At 43.3% G+C, this 25,132-nt stretch carries 25 protein-coding genes and 1 other annotated feature; of the genes, 17 read left to right on the plus strand and 8 right to left on the minus strand.

What is annotated here, in order from left to right:
- The first annotated feature begins 67 nt into the window (after window positions 1-67).
- The 4 genes from J5X96_RS02275 (at window position 68) to J5X96_RS02290 (ending at window position 3,533) form a co-directional block, all read left to right on the plus strand.
- Window positions 68-2,041: an LTA synthase family protein gene (locus J5X96_RS02275; protein WP_209364098.1), complete on the plus strand. Its 1,974-nt coding sequence runs from the start codon at window positions 68-70 to the stop codon at window positions 2,039-2,041.
- A 245-nt stretch (window positions 2,042-2,286) separates the two neighbouring features.
- The gene (locus tag J5X96_RS02280; RefSeq protein WP_209364100.1) at window positions 2,287-2,577 is read left to right on the plus strand and encodes a hypothetical protein; all 291 of its coding nucleotides are present in this window, start codon (window positions 2,287-2,289) and stop codon (window positions 2,575-2,577) included.
- A gap of 180 nt (window positions 2,578-2,757) precedes the next feature.
- Entirely contained in the window at window positions 2,758-3,351 is a 594-nt protein-coding gene (locus J5X96_RS02285) for a sigma-70 family RNA polymerase sigma factor (protein ID WP_209364749.1), read from the plus strand.
- Window positions 3,348-3,533 (plus strand): zf-HC2 domain-containing protein, encoded by a 186-nt coding sequence (locus tag J5X96_RS02290; protein ID WP_209364102.1) that lies wholly within the window; start codon window positions 3,348-3,350, stop codon window positions 3,531-3,533. Before J5X96_RS02285 ends, J5X96_RS02290 begins: the two co-directional genes overlap by 4 nt.
- A gap of 30 nt (window positions 3,534-3,563) precedes the next feature.
- Here J5X96_RS02290 and J5X96_RS02295 read toward each other — a convergent pair whose 3' ends face one another.
- Window positions 3,564-4,196: a glucose-6-phosphate 1-dehydrogenase family protein gene (locus tag J5X96_RS02295; protein ID WP_209364104.1), complete on the minus strand. Its 633-nt coding sequence runs from the start codon at window positions 4,194-4,196 to the stop codon at window positions 3,564-3,566.
- Window positions 4,197-4,198: 2 nt separating this feature from the next.
- Window positions 4,199-4,816: a MarC family protein gene (locus J5X96_RS02300; RefSeq protein WP_209364106.1), complete on the minus strand. Its 618-nt coding sequence runs from the start codon at window positions 4,814-4,816 to the stop codon at window positions 4,199-4,201.
- Between the two features lie 79 nt (window positions 4,817-4,895).
- On the opposite strand from J5X96_RS02300, the gene J5X96_RS02305 reads away from it, so the two are divergent.
- The 3 genes from J5X96_RS02305 to recX all read left to right on the plus strand — a co-directional run bounded on the left by J5X96_RS02305 (window position 4,896) and on the right by recX (window position 8,548).
- Entirely contained in the window at window positions 4,896-6,821 is a 1,926-nt protein-coding gene (locus J5X96_RS02305) for an ABC transporter ATP-binding protein (RefSeq protein WP_209364108.1), read from the plus strand.
- 130 nt (window positions 6,822-6,951) lie between these two features.
- Window positions 6,952-8,004, plus strand: a complete 1,053-nt coding sequence (recA, locus tag J5X96_RS02310) for a recombinase RecA (protein WP_209364110.1) — start codon at window positions 6,952-6,954, stop codon at window positions 8,002-8,004.
- An 82-nt stretch (window positions 8,005-8,086) separates the two neighbouring features.
- Window positions 8,087-8,548, plus strand: coding sequence for a recombination regulator RecX (recX, locus tag J5X96_RS02315; RefSeq protein WP_209364113.1), 462 nt, complete (start codon window positions 8,087-8,089; stop codon window positions 8,546-8,548).
- A gap of 736 nt (window positions 8,549-9,284) precedes the next feature.
- Here recX and leuS read toward each other — a convergent pair.
- Entirely contained in the window at window positions 9,285-11,873 is a 2,589-nt protein-coding gene (leuS, locus tag J5X96_RS02320) for a leucine--tRNA ligase (RefSeq protein WP_209364115.1), read from the minus strand.
- 179 nt (window positions 11,874-12,052) lie between these two features.
- Between leuS and glmU the strand changes: the two genes are divergently transcribed.
- The 6 genes from glmU (at window position 12,053) to J5X96_RS02350 (ending at window position 16,758) form a co-directional block, all read left to right on the plus strand.
- Window positions 12,053-13,420: a bifunctional UDP-N-acetylglucosamine diphosphorylase/glucosamine-1-phosphate N-acetyltransferase GlmU gene (gene glmU, locus J5X96_RS02325; RefSeq protein WP_209364117.1), complete on the plus strand. Its 1,368-nt coding sequence runs from the start codon at window positions 12,053-12,055 to the stop codon at window positions 13,418-13,420.
- A 270-nt stretch (window positions 13,421-13,690) separates the two neighbouring features.
- Entirely contained in the window at window positions 13,691-13,945 is a 255-nt protein-coding gene (locus J5X96_RS02330) for a succinate dehydrogenase assembly factor 2 (RefSeq protein WP_021615492.1), read from the plus strand.
- 121 nt (window positions 13,946-14,066) lie between these two features.
- Window positions 14,067-14,642 carry an RNA polymerase sigma factor RpoE gene (rpoE, locus tag J5X96_RS02335; protein ID WP_021615491.1) on the plus strand — a complete coding sequence of 192 codons (576 nt, stop codon included), beginning with the start codon at window positions 14,067-14,069 and terminating at the stop codon, window positions 14,640-14,642.
- A 41-nt stretch (window positions 14,643-14,683) separates the two neighbouring features.
- Window positions 14,684-15,271: a sigma-E factor negative regulatory protein gene (locus J5X96_RS02340; RefSeq protein WP_021615490.1), complete on the plus strand. Its 588-nt coding sequence runs from the start codon at window positions 14,684-14,686 to the stop codon at window positions 15,269-15,271.
- 78 nt (window positions 15,272-15,349) lie between these two features.
- A complete protein-coding gene (gene rseB / locus J5X96_RS02345; RefSeq protein WP_021615489.1) occupies window positions 15,350-16,309 on the plus strand; it encodes a sigma-E factor regulatory protein RseB in 960 nt (319 codons plus the stop codon).
- A gap of 11 nt (window positions 16,310-16,320) precedes the next feature.
- On the plus strand, window positions 16,321-16,758 hold the full coding sequence (locus J5X96_RS02350; protein WP_209364127.1) for a SoxR reducing system RseC family protein: 438 nt from the start codon (window positions 16,321-16,323) through the stop codon (window positions 16,756-16,758).
- 61 nt (window positions 16,759-16,819) lie between these two features.
- Here J5X96_RS02350 and J5X96_RS02355 read toward each other — a convergent pair whose 3' ends face one another.
- Window positions 16,820-17,875, minus strand: coding sequence for an AI-2E family transporter (locus J5X96_RS02355; RefSeq protein WP_021615487.1), 1,056 nt, complete (start codon window positions 17,873-17,875; stop codon window positions 16,820-16,822).
- 74 nt (window positions 17,876-17,949) lie between these two features.
- Here J5X96_RS02355 and arsC point away from each other — a divergent pair, with 74 nt between their 5' ends.
- Entirely contained in the window at window positions 17,950-18,303 is a 354-nt protein-coding gene (gene arsC, locus J5X96_RS02360) for an arsenate reductase (glutaredoxin) (RefSeq protein ID WP_209364129.1), read from the plus strand.
- A gap of 162 nt (window positions 18,304-18,465) precedes the next feature.
- Here arsC and rpmA read toward each other — a convergent pair whose 3' ends face one another.
- Complete coding sequence (rpmA, locus tag J5X96_RS02365; RefSeq protein ID WP_005539872.1) at window positions 18,466-18,723, minus strand: 50S ribosomal protein L27; 258 nt, start codon at window positions 18,721-18,723, stop codon at window positions 18,466-18,468.
- 20 nt (window positions 18,724-18,743) lie between these two features.
- The gene (rplU, locus tag J5X96_RS02370; protein WP_005695431.1) at window positions 18,744-19,055 is read right to left on the minus strand and encodes a 50S ribosomal protein L21; all 312 of its coding nucleotides are present in this window, start codon (window positions 19,053-19,055) and stop codon (window positions 18,744-18,746) included.
- A 257-nt stretch (window positions 19,056-19,312) separates the two neighbouring features.
- Between rplU and ispB the strand changes: the two genes are divergently transcribed.
- The 3 genes from ispB to miaB all read left to right on the plus strand — a co-directional run bounded on the left by ispB (window position 19,313) and on the right by miaB (window position 22,658).
- Window positions 19,313-20,284, plus strand: coding sequence for an octaprenyl diphosphate synthase (gene ispB, locus J5X96_RS02375; protein WP_371812559.1), 972 nt, complete (start codon window positions 19,313-19,315; stop codon window positions 20,282-20,284).
- A 1-nt stretch (window position 20,285) separates the two neighbouring features.
- Window positions 20,286-21,014, plus strand: a complete 729-nt coding sequence (locus J5X96_RS02380; protein WP_209364133.1) for an epoxyqueuosine reductase QueH — start codon at window positions 20,286-20,288, stop codon at window positions 21,012-21,014.
- A gap of 219 nt (window positions 21,015-21,233) precedes the next feature.
- Window positions 21,234-22,658, plus strand: a complete 1,425-nt coding sequence (gene miaB / locus J5X96_RS02385) for a tRNA (N6-isopentenyl adenosine(37)-C2)-methylthiotransferase MiaB (RefSeq protein WP_109128104.1) — start codon at window positions 21,234-21,236, stop codon at window positions 22,656-22,658.
- 55 nt (window positions 22,659-22,713) lie between these two features.
- Here miaB and priC read toward each other — a convergent pair whose 3' ends face one another.
- Both priC and J5X96_RS02395 read right to left on the minus strand, forming a co-directional pair.
- A complete protein-coding gene (gene priC / locus J5X96_RS02390) occupies window positions 22,714-23,280 on the minus strand; it encodes a primosomal replication protein PriC (RefSeq protein ID WP_209364751.1) in 567 nt (188 codons plus the stop codon).
- Between the two features lie 62 nt (window positions 23,281-23,342).
- Window positions 23,343-24,692 carry a Na+/H+ antiporter family protein gene (locus tag J5X96_RS02395; RefSeq protein ID WP_209364135.1) on the minus strand — a complete coding sequence of 450 codons (1,350 nt, stop codon included), beginning with the start codon at window positions 24,690-24,692 and terminating at the stop codon, window positions 23,343-23,345.
- Window positions 24,693-24,795: 103 nt separating this feature from the next.
- Window positions 24,796-24,924, minus strand: a sequence feature (His leader region).
- Window positions 24,925-25,132 lie beyond the last annotated feature (208 nt).

Consider the following 25,132-nt stretch of genomic DNA (forward strand, 5'->3'; position numbering starts at 1 on the left):
TTTTCTCAAATTCGCGCTTTGTTGTCATAGCTTAAAAGAGCGGATTTTTTACGTTTTGGAGACTGAAATGTCACGACATTTATTTACGGCAGGCAAACCGCGTTCTCTGCTGTTCCCGATTTTTTTCTTTTCTTTGGTGAATCTCATTGTCTTCACCCTGTCCCGTCTCGGTTTGTCTTTATGGCAACTAGATCGGGTCAATGCGGTGGATGGCTGGGGGCAGTTATTCTTGCAAGGCTTACGCATGGACGTGGTGTCTTTGTGTTATTTATTCGGCGTGCCGGCATTATTGACCGTGTTGCTATATCATCAAAACGCGTTAGGGCGCATTTGGCAGCATATTTTGCGTTTTTGGTTGACGGCCGGCAGTGTGTTTATCGTGTTTATGGAACTGGCGACACCGGCGTTTATTGAGACCTATGATTACCGCCCGAATCGTCTGTTCATCGAATATTTGATTTACCCGAAAGAAGTGTTTTCCATGCTGATGGAAGGGCATTTAAGTGCGGTCATTTTTAGCCTCGTTTTTACGCTGATTGCTGCGGTGGTGTATTGGAAACTGGCCGGTTGGGCGGTGCGGAATATCACGCCCATGCGTTGGACATGGCGCCCAGTGGTCGCGTTGCTGGTGATTGCCTTGAGTTTTCTCGGTGCGCGTTCTAGCTTTCAACACCGCGGGATTAACCCTGCCATGGTGGCGTTTTCTTCTGATGCCATGGTGAACTCTTTGGTGCTGAATTCAGGTTATTCCGTAATTTATGCGGCACAGCAATTTAAAGATGAAGGCACCTCTTCCGAAGCCTATGGCAAAATGGAGGTGGAAGAAATGCTTTCTATTGTGAAAAATAGCGGAAGCCGTCCGGCAGAGGCTTATATTTCCAAGGAAATTCCAACCTTGACCCATAACCAAGCCACTTACCAAGGCAAGCCGAAAAATATCGTGATTATTTTGGAAGAAAGCTTCGGCGCGCAATTTGTTGGCACGCTAGGCGGTTTGCCGTTGTCGCCCGAATTTGACAAGTTGGCACAGCAAGGCTGGTTGTTTGATAATTTATACGCCACCGGCACCCGTTCCGTACGCGGTATTGAAGCGGTTACCGCCGGTTTCACTCCAACACCGGCACGTGCGGTGGTTAAACTTAATAACAGCCAACGTGGATTCTTTACCTTGGCACAACTATTAAGCCAACGGGGTTACGACACGTCCTTTATTTACGGCGGGGAAAAGCACTTTGATAACATGGCGGGCTTTTTCTACGGCAATGGCTTTAAACGTATTATCGACCAAATGGATTATCAAAATCCAAGCTTCACCGGCACGTGGGGCGTGAGCGATGAAGACTTGTTCACTAAAGCCAATGAGACGTTTACCCAATTACACAACGAAGGCAAACCGTTCTTTAGCCTTGTGTTCAGCTCCAGCAACCACGATCCATTTGAATTTCCGGATGGCAAAATCGAGCTGTATGAACAACCGAAAGCCACGCGCAACAACGCGGCGAAATATGCAGACTATGCGATTGGGCATTTCTTCAAACTCGCAAAAGCCTCCAATTATTGGCAAGACACGATTTTCTTAGTGATTGCTGACCACGACTCTCGTGTGGCTGGCGCCAGCTTGATGCCAATTAAGCATTTCCATATTCCGGCATTGATTTTGGGCGAAGGCATCGAACCGCGCCGTGATAACCGTTTGGTTAGCCAATTCGATATGCCGACCACCTTGCTTTCTTTGGCTGGCATTAGTGGCGACTACCCGATGATCGGTTATGATCTCACTAAACCGAACGATCCAAACCGCGCCATTATGCAATACGACCAAGTGCAGGCGCTTATGCGGGGCAATGATGTGGTGATTCAATTCCCGAAAGTGGGCGCCAAAACCTACCGTTACGACAAAGCCACCGAAACCCTGACGGAAGTAGAGGTGCCACAAAGTATGGTCAAAGAAGCCTTGGCGCACGCGCTGTTGGGCAGTTATTTGTATAAACATCGTTTATACACCACACCGGAAATTAAACAGGCAGAAAGTAAGCACTGATATTAAGAAGAAAAGTGCGGTAAAAATTCACGATAGAAATTCACGGTGGATTTTGACCGCACTTTTTTTGTTTTCTGTCATCGCAGCTCATCTCGTCTTCCCATCCCCTCTTTTTTCATAAAAATTTTTGTAAGAAATTGTCGACGAATTCCGTCTAATCGGATGTAGGAAAGCGTTCGTTTTCTTACAGTTTTTCTTAATCAAAAAAATTCAACATATCTCAATAGGATTAAAAGGAGTTTCTTATGAAAAAAATGACATCATTCGTCACATTAGCTGGTGTGCTTGGCATGGCAATGGCTTTTCAAGTTTCTGCGGAAATGAAAAACATGCAACCAATGGAACAGAAAATGGAACATAAAATGGAGAGCATGAAAGATGCCAAGCCGATGATGGATAATAAAATGGATAAGATGAAAGAGGGAAAAGCGATGAAGCATGACATGAAGAAAAAGATGAAATCAGATAAAAAAATGATGGAAAATAACATGGAAAAGGGCATGAAAGAGAATGAACCTATGAAACCGAAAATGTAATTTGTTTTAAATAAGGTTCATCTTCTTTTTTAATGATAAGGCTTGTGATAAACAAGCCTTTTCACAAAGTACATCATTCATATCCATGAATTCTTTGGTATGACTTTCTTTGTGAAAGAGATGGGATTATGATGAATACTTGTGAGTACAGATAAAACGGATTTTCTTATGTCTTCAACGATGCCGTTGGCGTTTCAATCGATTTCATCTCAGCAAATACAAGCGATTCGGGAACAAATGTTAAAATTTGCACTGCTGCAGTTGCGCGATAAGGATTTGGCGGAAGATGTGGTGCAGGAAGCTCTGGCAAAGGCGTATCAGCATGCGGCGTCATTTAAAGGTGCAGCTGCATTAAAAACGTGGTTTTTTGCCATTTTGAAAAATCAGATTATTGATTTATTGAAGTATCGGCAGCGTGTGGTAACGGTTTCAGAGGTGAGTGATGACGATGATCCCAATGTGTTTTTTGATCAAGAAGGGCATTGGGATCGTAGTCGATTTTTACCTTCTACGTGGGAAGAACCTCAAGAACAGGTATATAAAAAAGAGTTTTGGATTATTTTTGAAGCCTGCTTGGATCATCTGCCGGCACAGCAAGCGCGTGTTTTTATGATGCGAGAATATTTTGATATGCAAAGTGAACAAATTTGCCAAGAATGTGATTTATCCACCTCTAATTTGCACGTGTTGCTATACCGCGCCCGCTTACAATTACAAGCGTGTTTGTCCCACCATTGGTTTGATCAAACGGATAATGCCGGAGAAAAACGATGAAATGTCGTCAAGTGACTCAATTAATTTCTAAGCATCAAGAAAACCCCTTGACCCTATTAGAACAAGGACAAGTTTATCTGCATTTGGCGATTTGTCCTTATTGCCGAGCGTTTCATAAAAATTGTCAGAAAATGCATCAGTTAATGCGAACGTTTTCTGTGCAAGGAGAACGCCGAGATTAAATTTACCTCACGAGGTGGTGACCATGTTTTCTATGCTGACTTGCGATGACAGGCTTCATACAGCGGTAAGAGCTCACGAATGCTATTAACGATAAATTGGGTCGCATCCAGTGAATCCAGTTCGGCTTTTTCTGCGTTTCGCCCGATGCACCAAAAATCATCGTCAGAACGTAGCGTTAAATCAGCCGGCGAAAGCGTCTTGACTTTACGAAAATCATCGTATTCACTTTCATCACCGCGCCAAATATCAAATTCCGCAAAGGTAGTAAAGTCGATATTTTCAAGCCATTGGTTATATTGTTGTACATTAATTTGCGAACGATCGGCGCGATAGCAATGCCAATCTAAACTGACGGACAAACGACGAGAGTTTAATAATACCGATAAAATCGCCGCGGAATTAAGATGATCTTCATACTTAAAATAAGCAAAAAAATGTCCGCGTACCTGCCACCCATTCGTCCAACTTTCAATATGCGGTTTAGCAAAAGGCGCACCGAGTTCTGTGGACACTTGCAAAATGGTCGCTTTCCAGTTTTCCCAATGAGCTTTATAGTCAGCTTTAATGCGCGGAATCTCTTCCGGGCAAAATTTTTTCATTTGAGCAAATTGGAAAAAAGGAAGATTAAACAGCTCACAAGCACTGGCATTAATTAAGTTCATGTTTAACTCATTTGTGTAAAGAAATCACGAATGCCCACCAACATATTATTAATGGCAACGGCGGCTAAAATTAACCCCATCACGCGACTAATTACCGCAGCGCCGGTGTTACCAATCCAGCGTTGAATGCGATTGGCGGCGAGGAATAAAAGATAGGTAATCAACAACACAGAAAGCATGATTAAGGTTGTCATGGTTTGATCGAACAGGCTGAAACGATGGTTGTCGGTGAGTAACACAATCGCCATCATCGCGCCGGGCGAGGCAATAGACGGCACAGCTAACGGATACACGGCCAGTTCGTTGAGATTGGATGAGAGTTTAATTTCTTGTTCCGGTTTGCCTTCACCGAAAATCATGGTCAAAGCGAACAACAATAACACCAAACCACCGGCAATTTGGAAGGCGGTGAGGGGAATTTGCATGGCTTCTAACAAGGCTTGTCCCGCGATGAGGAAGAAAATCAAAATACCGGCGGAAATCATCACAGCTTTGCGTGCGATTTTTCGGCGATCTTCCACGGATAAGCCAACGGTTTTGGTTAAATAGACGGGAATGGAGCCAATCGGGTCAACAACCGCCCATAGCACGACAAATTGAACGACGAGAGAATCAAACATTGGCAACTCCAATAAAAAAGTGGAAAATAACCTACGTATTTTATGAACTGATATCTTATATTAAATTCGTTATAAACCAATGCTTTTTTTCACAAATTTAACCTTAAAACGGGGCTTGACTACGCTCCTCGAAAACGCCAATGCCACCATTAATCCCGGACAAAAAGTTGGCTTAGTCGGCAAAAATGGTTGTGGCAAATCGTCCTTATTTGCGTTGCTTAAAAATGAAATGAGCGCCGAAGGTGGTGAGGTGTCTTTTCCGTCAACGTGGGCGTTAGCGTGGGTGAATCAAGAAACGCCCACACTGGATTGCCGCGCCATTGATTATGTGATTCAGGGCGACCGTGAATACAGCCGTCTGCAACAGGCATTGCAACAAGCGAACGCTGACAATGACGGTAATGCGATAGCCACTTTGCATAATCAACTTGATGCCATTGATGCTTGGACGATTGAAGCACGTGCCGGCGAATTATTGCATGGTTTGGGATTTTCTCAGGCGGAATTGGAACAGCCGGTGAAGGCGTTTTCCGGTGGTTGGCGGATGCGGTTGAATTTGGCTCAAGCCTTGATTTGTCGCTCTGATTTATTGTTGCTCGATGAACCCACCAACCACTTAGATTTGGACGCCGTGATTTGGTTGGAGTGTTGGTTAAAACAATATCAGGGGACATTAATTCTGATCTCGCACGACCGCGACTTTTTAGACCCGATTGTCGGCAAGATTTTGCATATTGAACAACAAAAACTCAATGAATACACGGGCGATTATTCTTCCTTTGAATTGCAACGGGCAACGAAATTAGCGCAACAAAATGCCATGTATCGCCAGCAACAACTGAAAATTGATCACTTGCAGCGTTATATCGACCGTTTCAAAGCCAAAGCTACCAAAGCCAAACAGGCGCAAAGCCGCATAAAGGCATTGGAGCGCATGGAAAAAATTGCGCCGGCGTATGTGGATAATCCGTTTCATTTTGAATTTCGCGAACCGTTCTCTCTGCCAAGTCCGCTATTAATGATGGAAAACGCCTCTGCAGGTTATGGTTCGGGTGAAAGTGCGGTGGAAATTTTAAGTAAAATTAAACTGAATCTGGTGCCCGGTTCACGTATCGGGTTGCTCGGTAAAAACGGTGCAGGGAAATCCACCTTAATTAAATTATTGGCAGGCGAAATTGCGCCGACCGGTGGCACGATTCAATTAGCCAAAGGCGTACAATTAGGCTATTTCGCCCAGCACCAATTAGACACGTTGCGCGCGGATGAAAGCGCCTTGTGGCATTTGCAAAAAATTGCGCCCCAACAAACAGAGCAACAACTGCGCGATTATTTAGGCGGATTTGCCTTTCACGGCGACAAAGTCAATCAGCCGGTGGCGTCTTTTTCCGGAGGCGAAAAGGCGCGTTTGGTGCTGGCGCTTATTGTGTGGCAACGTCCTAATTTACTGTTGCTGGATGAACCGACCAACCACTTGGATTTGGATATGCGTCAGGCACTGACCGAAGCGTTGGTGGATTATCAAGGTTCTTTGGTATTGGTTTCGCACGATCGCCATTTATTACGCAATACCGTGGATGAATTCTATTTGGTGCATGATAAGCAAGTGGAAGAATTTAAAGGGGATTTGGCGGATTATCAGAAGTGGCTGAACGAGCAGAATGCACAACCGGCAGTGATAAAAGCACAAAATGAGCCCAGCGAAAATGAAAATTCTGCCGCCAATCGTAAAGAACAAAAACGTAAGGAAGCGGAACTTCGCCAACAACTGGCACCATTACGCAAACAGGCAACGCAGCTGGAAACTCAAATGGAAAAATTGGAGGCGAAGTTGCAGCAGATTGAAACGGCGCTGGCAGATCCGAGTTTGTACGACGTAGAAATGAAAGCAAAACTGACCGCACTTTTAGCCGAGCAAGTGCAGGTGAAAAAGCAGTTGGAAGAGGTAGAAGCTGACTGGTTGGCACTCCAAGAAAGCATAGAAGACATCATGTCTCAAGCAGAATAAACCCTAAAAGAATGCAGTTTTGGAAGCTGTGTCACATTATTTTTAAAAAGATCAAAATTTCACTTGATACTGTATATTGATACAGTTATTATAAGCGCAAATTTTGATAATGATTTTCCCGAGGTAAAAAATGGCAACTCAAGAAGAAAAACAAAAAGCGCTCGACGCCGCGTTAGGTCAAATCGAAAAACAATTTGGTAAAGGCGCCATCATGAAATTAGGCGACAGCCAAAAATTGGATATTGAAGCGATTTCCACCGGCTCCTTCGGTCTTGACTTAGCATTAGGGATCGGCGGTTTGCCAATGGGACGTATCGTTGAAATTTTTGGCCCGGAATCTTCCGGTAAAACCACCTTGACGCTTTCTGTGATCGCTGAAGCGCAAAAAGCAGGCAAAACCTGTGCCTTTATCGATGCGGAACATGCCTTAGACCCAATTTATGCCTCTAAACTGGGTGTGGATGTGAAAGAGTTGTTGGTTTCTCAACCGGATAACGGTGAGCAAGCGTTAGAAATCTGTGATGCCTTAGTGCGTTCCGGTGCCGTGGATGTGATTATTGTTGACTCCGTTGCGGCCTTAACGCCGAAAGCGGAAATCGAAGGCGACATGGGCGATTCTCATGTGGGCTTGCAAGCGCGCCTCATGTCTCAAGCGTTGCGTAAATTAACCGGACAAATTAAAAATGCCAACTGCTTAGTGATTTTCATCAACCAAATTCGTATGAAGATCGGCGTGATGTTTGGTAACCCGGAAACCACTACCGGTGGTAATGCGCTGAAATTTTATGCCTCTGTGCGTTTGGATATTCGCCGTGTTGGCTCAATCAAAGAAGGCGATGAGGTCATTGGTAATGAAACGCGCGTCAAAGTGGTGAAAAACAAAGTCGCACCGCCATTCCGTCAAGTGGATTTCCAAATTCTGTACGGTGAAGGCATTTCTAAAGAAAGCGAATTGATTGATCTTGGTGTAAAACACAAACTTATCAGCAAAGCCGGTGCATGGTATGCCTATGAAAACGAGAAAATCGGTCAGGGTAAAACCAATGCAATGAAATGGTTAAAAGAGAATCCGGAGCAAGCGAAATTAATTGAAAGCACTTTGCGTGATGAATTGTTAGCGCATCCGGAAACGGCCATTACCGCCGATGTTGAAGACGAAGCAGCTGAAGCTGATTTCGAATAAAATGAGTGATAGGTAAAGTGCGGTGAAAAAAGACCGCACTTTTTCTATCTGTTCCTTTAACGGTAATCACAAGTGACACAATATGTCCTCTCTTGCCCTTAATTATGTGATGAATTTACTTTCTCGCCGTGAATACAGCGAATTTGAACTGCGTTGTAAAATGCAGGAAAAAGCCTTTTCTGAGGAAGAAATTGACCAAGCCATTGCCCATTGCCAGCAAAAAAACTGGCAAAGTGATCAACGTTTTACTGAAAGTTATTTGAATAGCCGTTCTCAACGAGGCTATGGTGTGAATAGAATTAAACAAGAATTGCGTCAATTAAAAGGGATTGAAAGCACAATCATTGAAGCGGTTGTCCGTGAATGCGATATTGATTGGTCGGCATTGGCGTTAAATGTGTTACGCAAAAAGTTTCCTGATTATAAGGAAAAGCAACCGCCGAAAATGCGCCAAAAAATTTGGCAATACATGCTGTCACATGGTTTTAATCAAGAGGATTTTGCGGATTATGTGGGCAGTGGTGAACGCGAAGACGAGTTTTGATCTCGAAAAATAACAAAAAAAATGACCGCACTTTGCATTAAGTGCGGTCATTTTTTATAGCTAGACAAAGTCTGACTATAAAAACCATATGCATAGCGTATGGAGCTAAATAGCTTAAGCGATGAATAGAAAAAATCCTTGCTATATAATGAACAAGGCTGACAACCGAAACTTAACATATAGTCGGATTATTTCTCCCCTCGTAGCGTGCAACTTGTTGCACGAATAGTTAACCTCGATGTGTAATTCATGATTTCATGCGTAGCGTGCATCTTGATGCACGACCAAATCACACACAGAACGTTATTTAACCCTTTCGGACATTCACGATTTCGTGCAACAAGTTGCACGCTACGATTCACTAAAATAGATTAACTTCTATGTGTAATTCGCGATTTCGTACGTAGCGTGCAGCTTGATACACGAATGATTCACCTCGATACGTAATTCGCGATTTCGTACGTAGCGTGCATCTTGATGCACGAATGATTAACCTAGATGCGTAATTCACAATTTCATGCGTAGCGTGCATCTTGATGCACGACCAGACCACGCACGGAACGTTATTTAATCCTTTCGGATATTCATAATTTCGTGCAACAAGTTGCACGCTACGAGGGGAGAAATAATCCGCCTATATGTTAATTTTCGGTTGTCAGTTTTCACAAGCTCTTTGAGGAGCTTGTGAAGTATAGGTAAAAAAAACCGCACGTTTTATGTGCGGTTTGTGATTAAATTACTGCGGTTTCACCACAACATTGAGCAATTTGCCGGCAACGTAAATTACCTTAACAATTTGCATTCCATCGGTAAAACGTTTGACGTTCTCATCGGCAAAAGCGATCGCTTTCACACTTTCTTCGTCTGCCTCTGCAGCCACAGTGACTTTACCACGCACTTTGCCGTTCACTTGAACCACAATCAATTTTTCATCTTCAATCATCGCGTCAGGGTCGGCTTCCACCCATGGCGCAAAATCAATGGCGTCTTGGTTGCCTAATTCTTGCCATAAACGGAAACAAATGTGGGGCGTAATTGGATAAAGCATACGTACGACAGCGCTCAAGGCTTCCGCCATGATGGCACGATCTTGCTCGTCATCTAATGGCGCACGGGTCAATTTGTTCATTAATTCCATGACTGCCGCAATCGCCGTATTGAACGTTTGACGACGACCAATGTCATCACTGACTTTTGCGATGGTTTTGTGGACATCACGACGTAACGCTTTTTGAGTGCTAGAAAGTGCGGTCGGATTAACGGTTGTTTTTGTCGGATTTTTGCTGTATTCAAACACCAAATTCCATACGCGTGCTAAGAAACGTTTCGCGCCTTCCACACCGGATTCTTGCCATTCCAAGGTCATTTCCGCAGGAGAGGCAAACATCATGAACAAGCGCACAGTGTCCGCGCCGTATTTTTCCACCATTTCTTGTGGGTCAATACCGTTGTTTTTGGATTTTGACATTTTCGTCATACCGGCGTGCACCAACTCATGACCTTCATCATCCACCGCTTTCACGATACGACCTTTGTCGTCACGCTCTAAAGTCACTTTGGTTGGCGAAACCCAGATACGCTCGTTGGTCGGGCTGGTGTAATAGAACGCATCCGCTAACACCATGCCTTGGCATAACAATTTATTCGCCGGTTCATCACTGGTGACAAAGCCTGCATCACGCAATAATTTATGGAAGAAGCGGAAATACAATAAATGCATGGTCGCATGCTCAATACCGCCGATATATTGATCCACAGGCAACCAGTAGTTCGCTTCTTCGCTATTTAACATGCCTTGTTGATATTCTGGGCAAGTGTAACGGGCGTAATACCAAGAGGATTCCATAAAGGTGTCGAAGGTGTCGGTTTCTTTTAACGCCGGCTTGCCTTGATAGGTGGTTTTTGCCCATTCAGGATCCGCTTTAATCGGGCTGTTCACGCCATTCATTACCACATCTTCCGGCAGGATGATGGGTAAATCTTCCATTGGCACCGGCACTACATCACCATTTTCCAAGGTTAACATTGGAATCGGCGCGCCCCAATAACGTTGACGGGAGACGCCCCAGTCGCGTAAACGGTAATTCACTTGGCGTTTGCCCACGCCTAATTTTTCTAATTTGTCGGCAATGCCATTAAATGCCGCATCAAATGGCAGGCCATCAAACTCACCGGAGTGAATCAGTTTGCCATGTTCGGTAAAGGCTTGTTTGGTTAAATCAATTTCTTCACCGTTCATCGGTTCGATCACTTGTTTCACTGCCAAACCGTATTTTTGTGCGAATTCATAGTCGCGCTGATCGTGCGCCGGTACAGCCATCACGGCACCGGTGCCATAATGCATTAATACAAAGTTCGCCACCCACACAGGCACTTGTTCACCGGTTAACGGATGCACCGCATACAAACCGGTAGCCATACCTTTTTTCTCCATGGTGGCAATGTCCGCTTCCGCAACTTTAGCGTTTTTCGCTTCTTGAATGAACTCTGCTAATTCAGGATTATTTTGCGCAGCAAGTGTCGCCAATGGATGAGCTGCCGCTACCGCCACATAACTCACGCCGTAGAACGTGTCCGGACGGGTGGTATAAACGGCTAATTTTTTGTTGGTGTCTTTAATATCAAAGGTGATTTCCACGCCTTCAGAACGACCGATCCAGTTACGTTGCATGGTTTTGACTTGATCCGGCCATTGTGGCAAGTCATCCAAGCAGTTCAATAATTGCTCGGCATAGTCGGTAATTTTAATAAACCATTGCGGAATTTCTTTTTGTTCCACCGGCGTATCGCAGCGCCAGCAACAACCTTCATGCACCTGCTCGTTTGCCAAGACGGTTTTATCGTTCGGGCACCAGTTCACCGTAGAGGTTTTCTTATACACCAAGCCTTTTTTGTATAACTCGGTAAAGAACCATTGTTCCCATTTATAATATTCCGGACGGCAGGTGGTTACTTCGCGATCCCAGTCATAACTGAAACCCAACAGTTGCAACTGGTTTTTCATATAGGCAATATTTTCATAAGTCCATTTTGCCGGGGCGGTATTATTTTTTACTGCTGCGCCTTCCGCCGGTAAACCAAACGCATCCCACCCCATCGGTTGTAACACGTTTTTACCAATCATGCGTTGATAACGGGAAACCACATCACCGATGGTGTAATTACGAACATGCCCCATGTGCAAACGGCCGGATGGATACGGCAACATGGAAAGACAGTAATATTTTTCTTTGTTGTTATCTTGTACCGCTTTGAAAGTTTTATTGTCCTGCCAGAATTTTTGCACTTCCGGCTCAAGTAAATCAGGACGATATTGTTCTTGCATAAAAAATCACCTTAAAAAATAGACCGCACTTTGGCGGGTTTTAACTGAGAAAATACGGCATAGAATAGCGTAAAATGGGGAAAAATAACAGGAAGACGTGCGGTGTTTTTTATTCTTTTACAAAATGCCAAGAATGATATACTAGTGCGCAATTTTTAGCGAACAAAAGAGACATTTTTATGACAACTCAAGCACTCAGCGTCGTCATTTTGGCGGCCGGCAAAGGCACCCGCATGTATTCCGATTTACCCAAAGTCTTACATCCGATTGCGGGCAAACCGATGGTGAAACACGTTATTGACACAGCGAAACAACTTGGCGCGCGCAATATTCATTTGGTTTACGGACACGGTGGCGATTTAATGCAACAGCGTTTGGCGGCGGAACCGGTGAATTGGGTTTTGCAAACAGAACAGCTCGGCACAGGGCATGCGATGCAACAGGCTGCACCGTTTTTTGCGGATGACGAAAATATTTTGATGGTGTACGGCGATGGACCGATGATCACGCCTGAAACCTTGCAAAAGTTGATTAATGCCAAGCCTGAAAATGGCGTTGCTGTTTTAACGGTGGTATTGGATAACCCAACAGGATATGGCCGAATTTTACGTGAAAACGGTAAAGTCATTGGGATTGTGGAGCAAAAAGATGCCTCACCGGAACAACGGGAGATTCGTGAGATCAATACGGGGGTTTTGGTTGCTGACGGCGCGAGTTTTAAGAAATGGCTTGCTCAGTTAGACAATAATAATGCGCAAGGCGAGTATTACATTACAGATGTCATTGGGCTAGCAAATCGTGATGGGCGTGCTGTTGTTGCAGTACAAGCTGAGGATTTTATGGAAGTTGAAGGTATTAATAACCGTCAACAATTAGCGCGCATGGAGCGTTATTTTCAGCGTAAACAAGCGGATAAACTGATGTTGGCAGGCGTGATGCTGTTAGATCCTGAGCGTTTTGATTTGCGTGGTAACTTGACTCACGGCAAGGATGTTGAAATAGATGTTAACGTGATTTTAAACGGCAAAGTGCGGTTGGGAAATCGGGTGAAAATCGGTGCCGGCTGTGTGCTGACGAACTGTGATATCGGCGATGATGTGGAAATCAAACCGTATTCTGTATTGGAAGATGCCACTGTGGGCGCCAATGCGGCTATCGGCCCATTCTCTCGCTTACGCCCGGGCGCAGAATTAGCAGAAAACACCCATGTGGGCAACTTTGTGGAAATTAAAAAAGCACAAATCGGCAAGGGATCCAAAGTGAACCACTTAACCTATGTGGGCGATGCGGAAATTGGTCAAAATTGTAATATCGGCGCAGGCGTGATTACCTGTAACTACGATGGTGCCAATAAATTTAAAACCACTATCGGCGATAACGTCTTTGTCGGCTCCGATAGCCAACTTATCGCGCCAGTGACGATTGAAAGCGGTGCAACAATTGGCGCCGGTTCCACTATCCGCTACGATGTTAAACGCGACGAACTGGTCACCACCCGTGTGCCACAAAAACACGTGCAAGGTTGGGAAAGACCGAAGAAAAAATAGCTCGAATAAATTGAGCAATTCAAAGAGCAACGCAGTTAGGCTGTGTTGCTCTTTTTTATGATTTTTGAGGTATAAAGTGCGGTGATTTTTTTATATTTTTTGAGCGACTTCAAATCTCGATCTATTCATCACTATAATTATGTATGCATTCAAGTTAAACTAAAGGAATAGCGTTAAAATACGGTGTGGAAATGCGCCGGATTTGATTTCAGAGAATAGGCACTTTCTATCCACTTCGGAAAAGGCGAATGTATTTGATTGGAGAATAACATGAAAAATTACGATCCGTTGCGTATTGAATGGGATTGTCGGCGTGGGATGCTGGAGTTGGATAAGGTCATCATGCCGTTTTATAAACAGCATTTTGAGCAGTTAAGCGAGCATAAAAAAGCCATTTTTGTTCGCTTGTTGGCTTGCAGTGATTTGCAGTTGTTTTCTTGGTTCTTTAATCATGGCGAAATTGCGGATCCGCAATTGGCTGACATGGTACAGGAAATTCAGCAAAAGCTTAATCTAACACATTGATTTGCATTATTTTATTCATTTTTATAAAAGAACTGAACTTTTTTTTATTCATTTCGTCTAATTTGCTGTAAGCTTGCTGGCTTTGAAATTAAAGTTTGTGAGACGTAATATTTGAGGTGATATGGCTGAACAGCTAACAGATCAAGCTTTGGTAGAAAGGGTGCAGCAGGGAGATAAGAAAGCTTTCAATTTGTTGGTATCGCGTTATCAAAATAGAGTCGCCGGATTGTTAACGCGGTACGTTTCACCGAATGATATTCCCGATGTTGTACAAGAATCATTTATAAAAGCCTACCGTTCTATCGGTGCTTTTCGTGGTGATAGTGCTTTTTATACTTGGCTATATAGAATCGCAGTAAATACTGCAAAAAATTATTTAACGGCACAGGGTCGCCGTCCTCCAAATGAAGATATTTTGGCTGAAGAGGCAGAGTCTTACGATGTCGGATCGAATTTACGGGATGTGGCAACACCTGAAAACGAAATGTTATCTAACGAATTAAAGAAAATTGTGTTTGATACCATTAAAGGCTTACAAGAAGATTTACGCACAGCAATTACTTTGCGCGAAATTGAAGGATTGAGTTACGAAGAAATTGCGGAAATTATGGAATGTCCGGTGGGGACGGTCAGATCACGAATTTTTAGAGCACGTGAAATTATTGAAAGCAAGGTCAAACCGCTTTTACAACGTTAATTGAAAATTAAGAATACCACTACGGTGAGTCGGAGTAAAAAATGCAAAAAGAATTACTTTCAGCATATATGGACGGTGAGCAAGTGAATCCTACGTTCACCGAACAATTATGCCAAGATGCGGAATTGCAGGAAAGTTGGGAAGATTTTCACACCATTCGTTCTATTATGCGTCAAGAATCGAATGTTGTATTAGGCGCTGATTTCACCGCCAAAATGGAAAGCTTAATTGCAACAGAAGAGATTCAAGTGCCTAACGCAATGACGTCTCAACCGTTGCCACAGGAAGTGGAAAATACGCCGTTCATGCAAAAATTGAAAGCGTGGTTTATGCCGATAACACAGGTTGCCGTTGCAGCAAGCGTGTGTTTGGTAGCCGTATTAGGCGTGCAGTCTTTTAATGCGAAATCTACCGTTCAAAGTGCGGTGGATGCGCCAGTATTACAGACCCTGCCTTTTAACAATGGTGTGCAAGAAGTGAGTTACAATGCGCCAAGCAAAGATGTGATGACAGCTGAGCAGCTTGAGCAAAAAAATAAGCGTATTGGTGCGATGTTGCAAAGTTATGAACTACAACGCCGGGTTTATGCGGATTCCATCAATTTGGGACAAAACCGCAACAATAAATAATCCTGTGTTTCGGGATGACCATTTTATAAGAATTCACCACCATTTTGGGTGGTGAATTTGTTTATTAGGAATTTGATCATGTTAAAAACATTTTTAAAAACCACCGCACTTTTTTTCTTACTCAGTACTTCATTTTCTTCTGTCGGTGCCGAAACGCTTTCGGCGAAACAGTTGTTGCAGGAAATGAAGAAAGCCGCCGATCAGCTCAATTATGAGTTTTCTTTTGTGCAAACCACGCCGTCCAATATGGATTCGTTGCGTTATCGTCATTTTAAAGTGAACGGCAAAACATTTGCGCAATTAGTGACACTTGATGGCGCTCAACAAGAAATTATTCAACGCGATAAATTAATTAGCTATTTCCAGCCAAACTATCAACCCTTTAGCATTAACAGTGAAGGAATTACCGATAATTTGCCGCCACTCATTCGTGCGAATTTTGATACCTTGGAGCAATACTATGATTTTGTGAATATCGGGCGTAATCGCGTAGCGGATCATGTGGTGCAAACCATTCGAATTTTGCCGAAAGACGATTTTCGTTATCAATATGTTGCTTTTATTGATGAAGAGAATAACTTGTTGTTGCGCAGCGATATGTTGGATCGCGATGGCAATTTATTGGATCAATTCCGTGTCGTTAATGTGTATGTGGGAAATGGAATTTCAGGCTTAGTGGATTATTTCAATCAAGTGGCTTTCCCTCCGTTATTAATGGATAAAAATGCCAATCAAACGCCAAACTTTACTTGGGCGCCGGGTTGGTTGCCACAAGGTTTTAAAGCGGTAAATCGTAGTATTGAACGTGATAGCAATGATAAAATTGAATCACAACTTTATAGCGACGGACTTTTTTCTTTTACGTTATATGTATCTGATAAAATGACTGAAAATACACAGCCGGACAATACGTGGCGACAAGGCGCATACACGATTTATAACGAAACCGTGGGCAATAAAGAGGTGACAATTATTGGGCAATTACCGATTTCTACGGCAAAACGTATTGTGCAAGACATTCAATTTAACAAAAACTAAACAGGCTTATTATGTTGACAGAAAGTGCGGTCGTGATTGAATACGAATCCGGCAAGGCGAAAGTCAAATGCCAATCACAAAGCGCGTGTGGCAGTTGTGCAGCGAAATCCGCTTGTGGAAATTCCGCATTATCGGAATTAACCGGTAGCGGTGCGCGTGGTGAGCATATTTTCACCATTGAAACCATTACCCCGCTAAAAGTTGGGCAGCGGGTGGAGATTGGTTTGTCTGAACATTCCTTGATCAAATCGGCGTTACTGATGTATTGTGTTCCGTTGTTCACCTTATTATTCAGCACGCTGTTGTTTGATTCGTTGTTGAGTCACGAGCTTGTCAGTGTATTTTTTATTTTTATTTCCACCGCACTTTCCTTTCTTGGTGTGCGCTGGTATGCCCAAAAACTGAACCGTAAATCGGCTTACCAACCGGTGTTATTACGCGTACTTTAACGTAGATGACGCTCTATTTTATCGCATTATGTCGTCTCTAGGCGATGGCTTTGAGCCTTCCTTATGTTTCATTGGAAGGCCAAGCATTGACAACGGCTTTAACCAGTGTGGCGAGCGGAATTGCGAAAAATACCCCCCAGAATCCCCACAAGCCGCCAAAAATAAGCACCGCAATAATGATAATCAGCGGATGTAAATTCACGGCTTCCGAAAAAAGAAAAGGCACAAGTAGGTTACCGTCTAAGAGCTGTGTGATGATAAATGTGATCACGATGTACCAAAACGTATGGGTATCACCGAACTGAAAAATCGCAACCAGCACGACAGGAATGGTCACTAACACCGCACCGATATAAGGCACTAATACGGAAAGTCCGACCGCTACGGCTAATAATAATGGGTAATTTAAGCCGAAAATGAGAAAGGTGGCGTAGGTGATGATGGTGACCACCAAAATTTCCATTAATTTTCCACGAATATAATTGGCGATTTGTTGTTGCATTTCTAACCAAACCACAGAGGCTAATGTTCGGTTACGCGGTAGAAAACGGCTGACGCCGGCAATTAATTGTTCTTTATCTTTCAGCAAGAAAAAAATCATTAACGGCACAAGAAAAGAATAAATCCCCAATGTCACCAAGTTCATGATCGAGGAAAGAGAGAGTTTTAAGGCAGATTCGCCTAAACCGAGAATTTTAGTACGCACGGAACTGAAAATAGAATCAACCATTTGATAGTCAATTAATTCCGGGTAGTGTTCCGGCAAGGAGAGCAGCCATTCATTAAATTTATTGAACATATGTGGTAAATCGCCTAATAATCCCGCCATTTGTCCCCATAGATTAGGGATTAAAACGACAACAATTAAGAAAACCAAGCCGATAAATCCACCTAAAATAATGGTGCTAGCGAGTAGTCTTGGACATTTTAAGCGCGTATTTAACCAACGAACGGGCCATTCTAAAAGATAAGCAAGCACAATGGCAACGAGCAAGGGTGCAATCAAATCACTCAAAAAATAGATTAAGATAAAGCCAAATAACAAAATGGCAAATAATCCCATCGCTTGCGGATCGCTGAAACGACGAACGTACCACGTTTTTAACATTTCAATCATAATAAATACCTCTGTAAAACGGGTACGATTATAAGTTAAAATTTGAGCGAATCACATATACAGAAGGAATTTCCATGTCACTTATTCTTTTTCATAATCCTCGTTGTTCAAAAAGCCGTGAAACATTAGCTTTATTAGAACAGCGCCATATTCATCCTAAAATTGAGCTTTATTTGCAAAACACTTATACCCCGGCTGAATTACAGCATCTTGCAGATAAATTAGGTATTAGCGATATTCGACAAATGATGCGAACAAAAGACGCGTTATATGGTGAACTGGGTCTGGATAACCCGAGTTTGAGTCAAGAGGCGCTTTTGCAAGCGATTAGTCAGCATTCCTCACTTTTAGAACGCCCCATTCTTATTAACGACAATAAAGCCAAAATAGGGCGCCCGCCGGAAAGTGTATTGGCTATTTTAGATTAGAAAAAATGTAATTATTTTTGACCGCACTTTGAGGGGGGGATGAATTAACTGCTTGTAGCGTAAAAACTGATTGAAGCGTAAATTGGGTGCGGATTTGATGATTGAAATAACCTAAAAAAATACCCTGCTTTTGCAGGGTATTTATTTGTTCTCAGTGTAAAATTATTCAGTAACGATACTTACGTATTTACGGCTTTTCTCGCCTTTTACTTCAAATTTTACTTTACCATCGGCTGTCGCAAATAAGGTGTGGTCACGTCCCATTCCAACGTTGTTGCCTGCGTGGAATTTAGTACCACGTTGACGAACGATGATGCTACCTGCTAATACAGATTCGCCACCGAAACGTTTAACACCAAGGCGTTTAGCTTCAGAATCACGACCGTTACGAGTTGAACCACCAGCTTTTTTAGTTGCCATCTACTTGATCTCCTCTGAAATTATGCTTGAATCCCAGTGATTTTCACTTCTGTGAACCACTGACGATGACCTTGTTGTTTACGGCTGTGTTTACGACGACGGAACTTAACGATTTTTACTTTATCGCCACGACCTTGCGCAACTACTTCAGCCACTACTTTTGCACCAGCAACGACTGGGGCACCGATTTTAACATCTTCACCATTAACGACCATCAACACTGAATCGAATTCAACTGTTGCGCCAGTTGCAAGTTCAAGTTTTTCTAAACGAACCACTTGACCTTCGCTTACTCGGTGTTGTTTACCGCCACTTTGGAAAACTGCGTACATAAATACTCCGCTATCATTGTGCTCTAATGTTGTTTCATTTCGCACATAAAATTCATATAAATAGGGCGCAAATTCTACGTAAAAATTTGCCTTATGGCAAGGACTTCTTTAAAAGAAAATAAAAAATCCCACAAATTTTCCGGAACGATTTCAGAAAGCCTAAAAAATCAGGTAAAATCGACCGCACTTTATGCCTCAGTTTTAACGTAACCGGCCTTATGTAGCCCAAATTGACCAAAATGAAGACAACAAACTTAATGGATATGAATGCGATCCAGGCGTTAAGCCAAGCGGATATGCAAAAAGTGAACGAATCGATTTTAGCCCAACTGAACTCAGATGTGGTGTTGATTAATCAATTGGGATTCTACATTGTGCAAGGTGGTGGCAAACGCATTCGTCCCTTAATCGCTGTGTTGGCGGCAAGAGCCTTGGGTTTTGAAGGGCAAAAAGCCATTACGTGCGCTACCTTTGTCGAATTTATTCACACGGCATCTTTGTTGCATGATGATGTCGTCGATGAATCGGATATGCGTCGCGGACGTGCCACAGCCAATGCGGAGTTTGGTAATGCCGCAAGCGTGTTGGTGGGCGATTTCATTTATACCCGCGCGTTCCAATTGGTTGCTCAGCTGGAATCGTTAAAAATTTTGCGCATTATGGCGGACGCCACCAATGTGTTGGCAGAAGGCGAAGTGCAACAATTAATGAATGTGAACGATCCGCAAACCAGCGAAGAAAATTATATGCGGGTAATTTACAGCAAAACCGCTCGTTTATTTGAGGTGGCGGCGCAAGCTGCCGCAATCATTGCCGATGCGGATGACGAGCAGGAAAAAGCATTACAGAATTACGGTCGTTATCTCGGTACGGCATTCCAGTTGGTGGATGATGTGTTGGATTACAGCGCGAATGCCAAAGCGCTTGGGAAAAATGTGGGCGATGATTTAGCTGAAGGCAAACCGACCCTTCCTTTATTACACGCGATGCACCACGGCAATGAGCAACAAGCCGCATTAATTCGTGAGGCTATTGAGCAAGGCGGAAAACGCGAGGCCATTGATGAGGTGTTAGCCATTATGGCTGAGCATAAATCCCTTGATTACGCGATGGGTCGCGCTAAACAAGAAGCGCAAAAAGCCGTTGATGCGATTCAAGTTTTGCCGGAAAGCGAATATAAACAAGCGTTAATTTCTTTGGCCTATTTATCGGTAGATAGAAGTTATTAAAATGACAGAACAACAATTTCAAAGTGCAGTCAGTTTTCAACATAAAACACGCAAACAAAAACCGCGTAAAGATCCGAATGCGCCGTTTATTCGTGAAAAACTGGAATTGCCCGAAGGGCACAATAAACTGCTTTTGCATTCCTGCTGTGCCCCTTGCTCGGGGGAGGTGATGGAGGCTATTTTGGCGTCCGGTATTGAATTTACGATTTATTTCTACAACCCGAACATTCACCCGTTAAAAGAATATTTAATTCGTAAAGAAGAAAATATTCGTTTTGCACAGAAATTTGGTATTCCGTTTATTGATGCTGACTACGATCGTCAAGAATGGTTTGATCGTGCTAAAGGCATGGAATGGGAGCCAGAGCGTGGTATTCGTTGTACCATGTGTTTCGATATGCGTTTTGAAAAAGCGGCTGAATATGCCCATGAACATGGTTTCCCGGTCTTCACCAGTTGCCTTGGGATTTCCCGCTGGAAAGACATGGAGCAAATTAACGGTTGCGGTCATCGTGCGGCAGAAAAATATGATGATGTGATTTATTGGGATTACAACTGGCGTAAAGAAGGTGGCTCACAACGGATGATTGAAATCAGTAAACGCGAGCGTTTTTATCAGCAAGAATATTGCGGTTGCGTTTATTCTTTGCGTGATAGTAATAAATGGCGCGAACAAACCGGCCGTCAAAAGATTGAAATTGGTAAACTTTATTACTCACCGAATCAGTAAGTCATTCCATGTATTGATTCATGGCAGATAAATTTCAGGCGAAGTTTGCTTTTCTAGAGTGTTTATCTGCCTTTTCTTTATTCTCTTCAATTGCTATTTCTTCTACCTCCAACAGGTAAAATTCTTCGAAAAATCTGCTTTTTTGCTAGCGGGAAAAAGCGCAACTCGGTAGAATAGCCAGTCAATTTTTATGAACCATTAGAGTAAATTTTAGCCAGTATGACGCAAAAACTACATATTAAAACTTGGGGCTGCCAGATGAACGAGTACGATTCATCTAAGATGGCGGATTTATTACACAGCACACACGGTTTGGAACTTACCGAAGTGCCGGAAGAAGCGGATGTTTTATTGTTAAATACCTGTTCCATTCGTGAAAAAGCACAGGAAAAAGTCTTCCATCAATTAGGTCGTTGGAAAGAATTAAAGAAAAATAACCCGAATTTATTGATTGGCGTAGGCGGTTGTGTGGCATCGCAGGAAGGCGAACATATTCGCACTCGTGCGCCTTATGTGGATATTGTTTTTGGGCCGCAAACGTTGCATCGTTTGCCTGAAATGATCAACCAAATCCGCGGTGGGAAAAGCTCCGTTGTAGATATTAGCTTCCCGGAAATTGAGAAGTTTGACTGTTTGCCGGAGCCTCGTGCTGAAGGCCCAACAGCGTTCGTTTCTATTATGGAAGGCTGTAATAAATATTGCACTTATTGTGTAGTGCCTTATACCCGTGGCGAGGAAGTCAGCCGTCCGGTAGATGATATTTTATTTGAAATTGCGCAGTTAGCCGCACAGGGAGTGCGTGAAGTAAACTTGCTTGGTCAAAACGTGAATGCTTATCGTGGGCCGACATTTGACGGTGAAATTTGTACCTTTGCGGAATTATTGCGTTTAGTCGCTGCCATTGATGGTATTGACCGCTTACGTTTTACCACGAGCCATCCAATCGAATTTACCGATGATATTATCGATGTGTATCGTGATACCCCGGAGCTCGTGAGTTTCCTTCATTTGCCGGTGCAATCCGGTTCAGACCGTGTGTTAACCATGATGAAACGCGGACATACAGCGCTTGAATACAAATCCATTATTCGCAAACTAAAAGCGGTACGTCCGAATATTCAAATCAGTTCTGACTTCATTGTAGGCTTCCCGGGGGAAACCAATGAAGATTTCGAGCAGACCATGAATTTGATCGCCCAAGTGAACTTCGACATGAGTTTTAGCTTCATTTATTCTGCCCGTCCTGGTACACCAGCGGCAGATTACCCTGACGATGTCACCGAAGACGAGAAAAAACAACGTTTATATTTGTTGCAACAACGTATCAATAACCAAGCGGCACAATTCAGCCGTGCGATGTTAGGCACGGAGCAACGTGTATTAGTGGAAGGTCCGTCCAAGAAAGATATTATGGAATTAACCGGACGTACGGAAACCAACCGCATTGTGAATTTCCAAGGCACGCCGGAAATGATCGGGAAATTTGTCGACATTAAAATCACGGATGTATTCACGAACTCCTTACGTGGTGAAGTGGTGCGCACCGAAGATCAAATGGGCTTACGTGTGTTGCAATCGCCACAAATGGTAATTAACCGCACCCGTAAAGAAGATGAGCTGGGTGTAGGCCGTTACACCGGCTAATTTATCTGTTCGGAATGAAAAAACCTCGCGATTTTGGCGAGGTTTTTTATTGCGACTATTTTTGCTTTTCGAGGAAAATTAAATATTCCTCTAACATTTCGATGGCTTCCAAGCAACGGGCGCGACGTTGTTCTAGTTGTTCCAGTTTTAATCGGTTAAATGGAAGTCCCTCTCTCTGCGCTTCACTTAAACTGTCTTGCTCGTGCTGAATTTTCTCATTAAAAGACGCTAAATATTCATAATATTTTGCCAAGCGCTCGCGCGGTGGCAGGCTGTGTACGGGATGTTGACGTTTATTTTGCGGTTTATTTTCTTCTTTATCTTTAACGGGAAAGAGTTGCGCATTTTGCTGTTGACGCGTTAAGGCATCCGAAAGTGCGGTGCATTGTGCGGATAGTTTTTGCGTGTAAAACTGCCAGGCTTCAATGTTATCCCTTTCAATCTGTTCAAGCTGCATAAGAGAGTGTTCGATCTGCGCAAAATAAAATGCCGTTTTTTGCCAATTTTCCGTAAACAGATTGGGTGAAAATTTGGCATAAACAATCTCTTCTTTTTGCGTGGCGTAACGCGCGAAGAAATCCTGGAAACTTTGTTTTAAGCGTTGGGTGGAAATGTTGTTCATAGCCATAAAAAAGCAAAAGTGCGATGGAAAATTGATGTGTTTTTCCGACCGCACTTTTAGGGTTAGAGAGTCATTGCTGCAAGCCAGCCAAAGGCTAACAACGGAATGTTATAGTGAATGAAGGTAGGTACAACAGAATCCCAAATGTGGTCGTGTTTACCATCCATATTCAAACCGGATGTTGGCCCTAAGGTTGAGTCGGAAGCCGGTGAACCCGCATCACCTAATGCTGCCGCAACGCCCACGATAGACACGGTGGCAAGTGGGGAGAAGCCGAAAGACAAACAAAGCGGTACATAAATCGAGGTGATGATTGGCACCGTAGAGAAGGAAGAGCCGATCCCCATGGTGATCAACAAGCCGACGAATAACATTAAGAACGCTGCAAGTCCTTTACTTTGTAAGCCTTGCCCTAACGCTTGTACTAAGTCTGTTACGCCACTGGTGGTATTAATCACATTAGCGAAGCCGGACGCGGCGATCATCACAAAGCCGATCATGGCCATTAAGCGTAAGCCTTGTTGGAAAATGTCGTTGCTTTCTTTGAGCTTGAAGATACCAAACACGGCAAAAATGATTAAACCGACCAAACCACCGATGATAGTAGAGCTTGTGACTAATTGCGTGGTGAAGGTTGCTACAATCGCAACAAGACTTGCGGTGATTTGTTTTGGTGTAATGTTAGCAATGTGTTGCTCAATGTCTTGCGTTGTCGGTTCTGCTGTAGTGACGCTGTATTCACGCGGTTTGCGATAAGTGATAAACACGGCAGTCAATAAACCTAAAATCATCCCGGTTACCGGAATCATCATGGCAAGGGAAACTTCACTGACGGTTGTTTGTAACCCCAATGGCGCACCGACATGATTAATATTTTTCACCAAAACGCTTTCGATAAAGATTTTACCGAAACCCACCGGTAATAACATATAGGTGGCGGTTAAACCGAAAGTGAGGACGCAAGCCACGGCGCGACGGTCAATTTTCAGTTTGTTGAACACGGTAAGTAGAGGTGGAACCACAATAGGAATAAACGCAATGTGCACCGGTAGCAGGTTTTGTGAGGAAATTGAGAACAAGACCAAAATCCCTAATAAGGCATACTTGAACATGGCAATCCCATTGGCAGAGGGGGTTTTGTTCATGCGGGTAATCACTTTATAGGCAAGTAAATCAGTGATGCCGGATTTGGAGATGGCAATGGCAAAGGCACCGAGCATGGCATAGTTCATTGCCACTTCAGCACCACCGCCGAGGCCACCGGTAAAGGTTTCAATGGTTTTTGTGAGTCCTAGATTACCAATTAAACCTGCGGTGAGGGCAGAAATAACCAAGGCTATGACCACGTTAATTCGCAGCAAGCTGAGAACTAGCAAGACCGCGATAGAAATAACAACTGGGTTAGTAAGCATTTTTTTGTCCTTATGATTTAAGTTATTGATAATTTACTAGAGAAATAAAATTTGTCTAATAAAATCATAGATTAATTTCTAAGGCATTTATTTTTACGGTAAAAAAACAAACCCCTCGAAAGTCAACTTCCGAGGGGCTTAAAGGGATAGCGTTTTATTCGTGCCTGCTCGGAAGTCATCTTCCAAGCACACCAAATACCTGAAAGATCATTCAGTTACGTGGTGATGATGGTGACGACGAATAAAGCGCATTTGGGAATCTCCTAGTGAATTGCTTTTTAAACTACTGGAAAATATTTTTTATCGCAAGTGTTTTTTCAAAAAAATGTGAAGTGCGGTCGATATTCTCGAGGTTTTTATGTTTTGAAGAAAACATACGGGAATTTGCCTCAGTGTGTTTTAGGATTTTCGCCGATATGCAATAAAACGCATACGTAACC

The organism is Aggregatibacter sp. 2125159857 (assembly GCF_017798005.1).
In the GTDB taxonomy this organism is placed as follows: domain Bacteria; phylum Pseudomonadota; class Gammaproteobacteria; order Enterobacterales; family Pasteurellaceae; genus Aggregatibacter.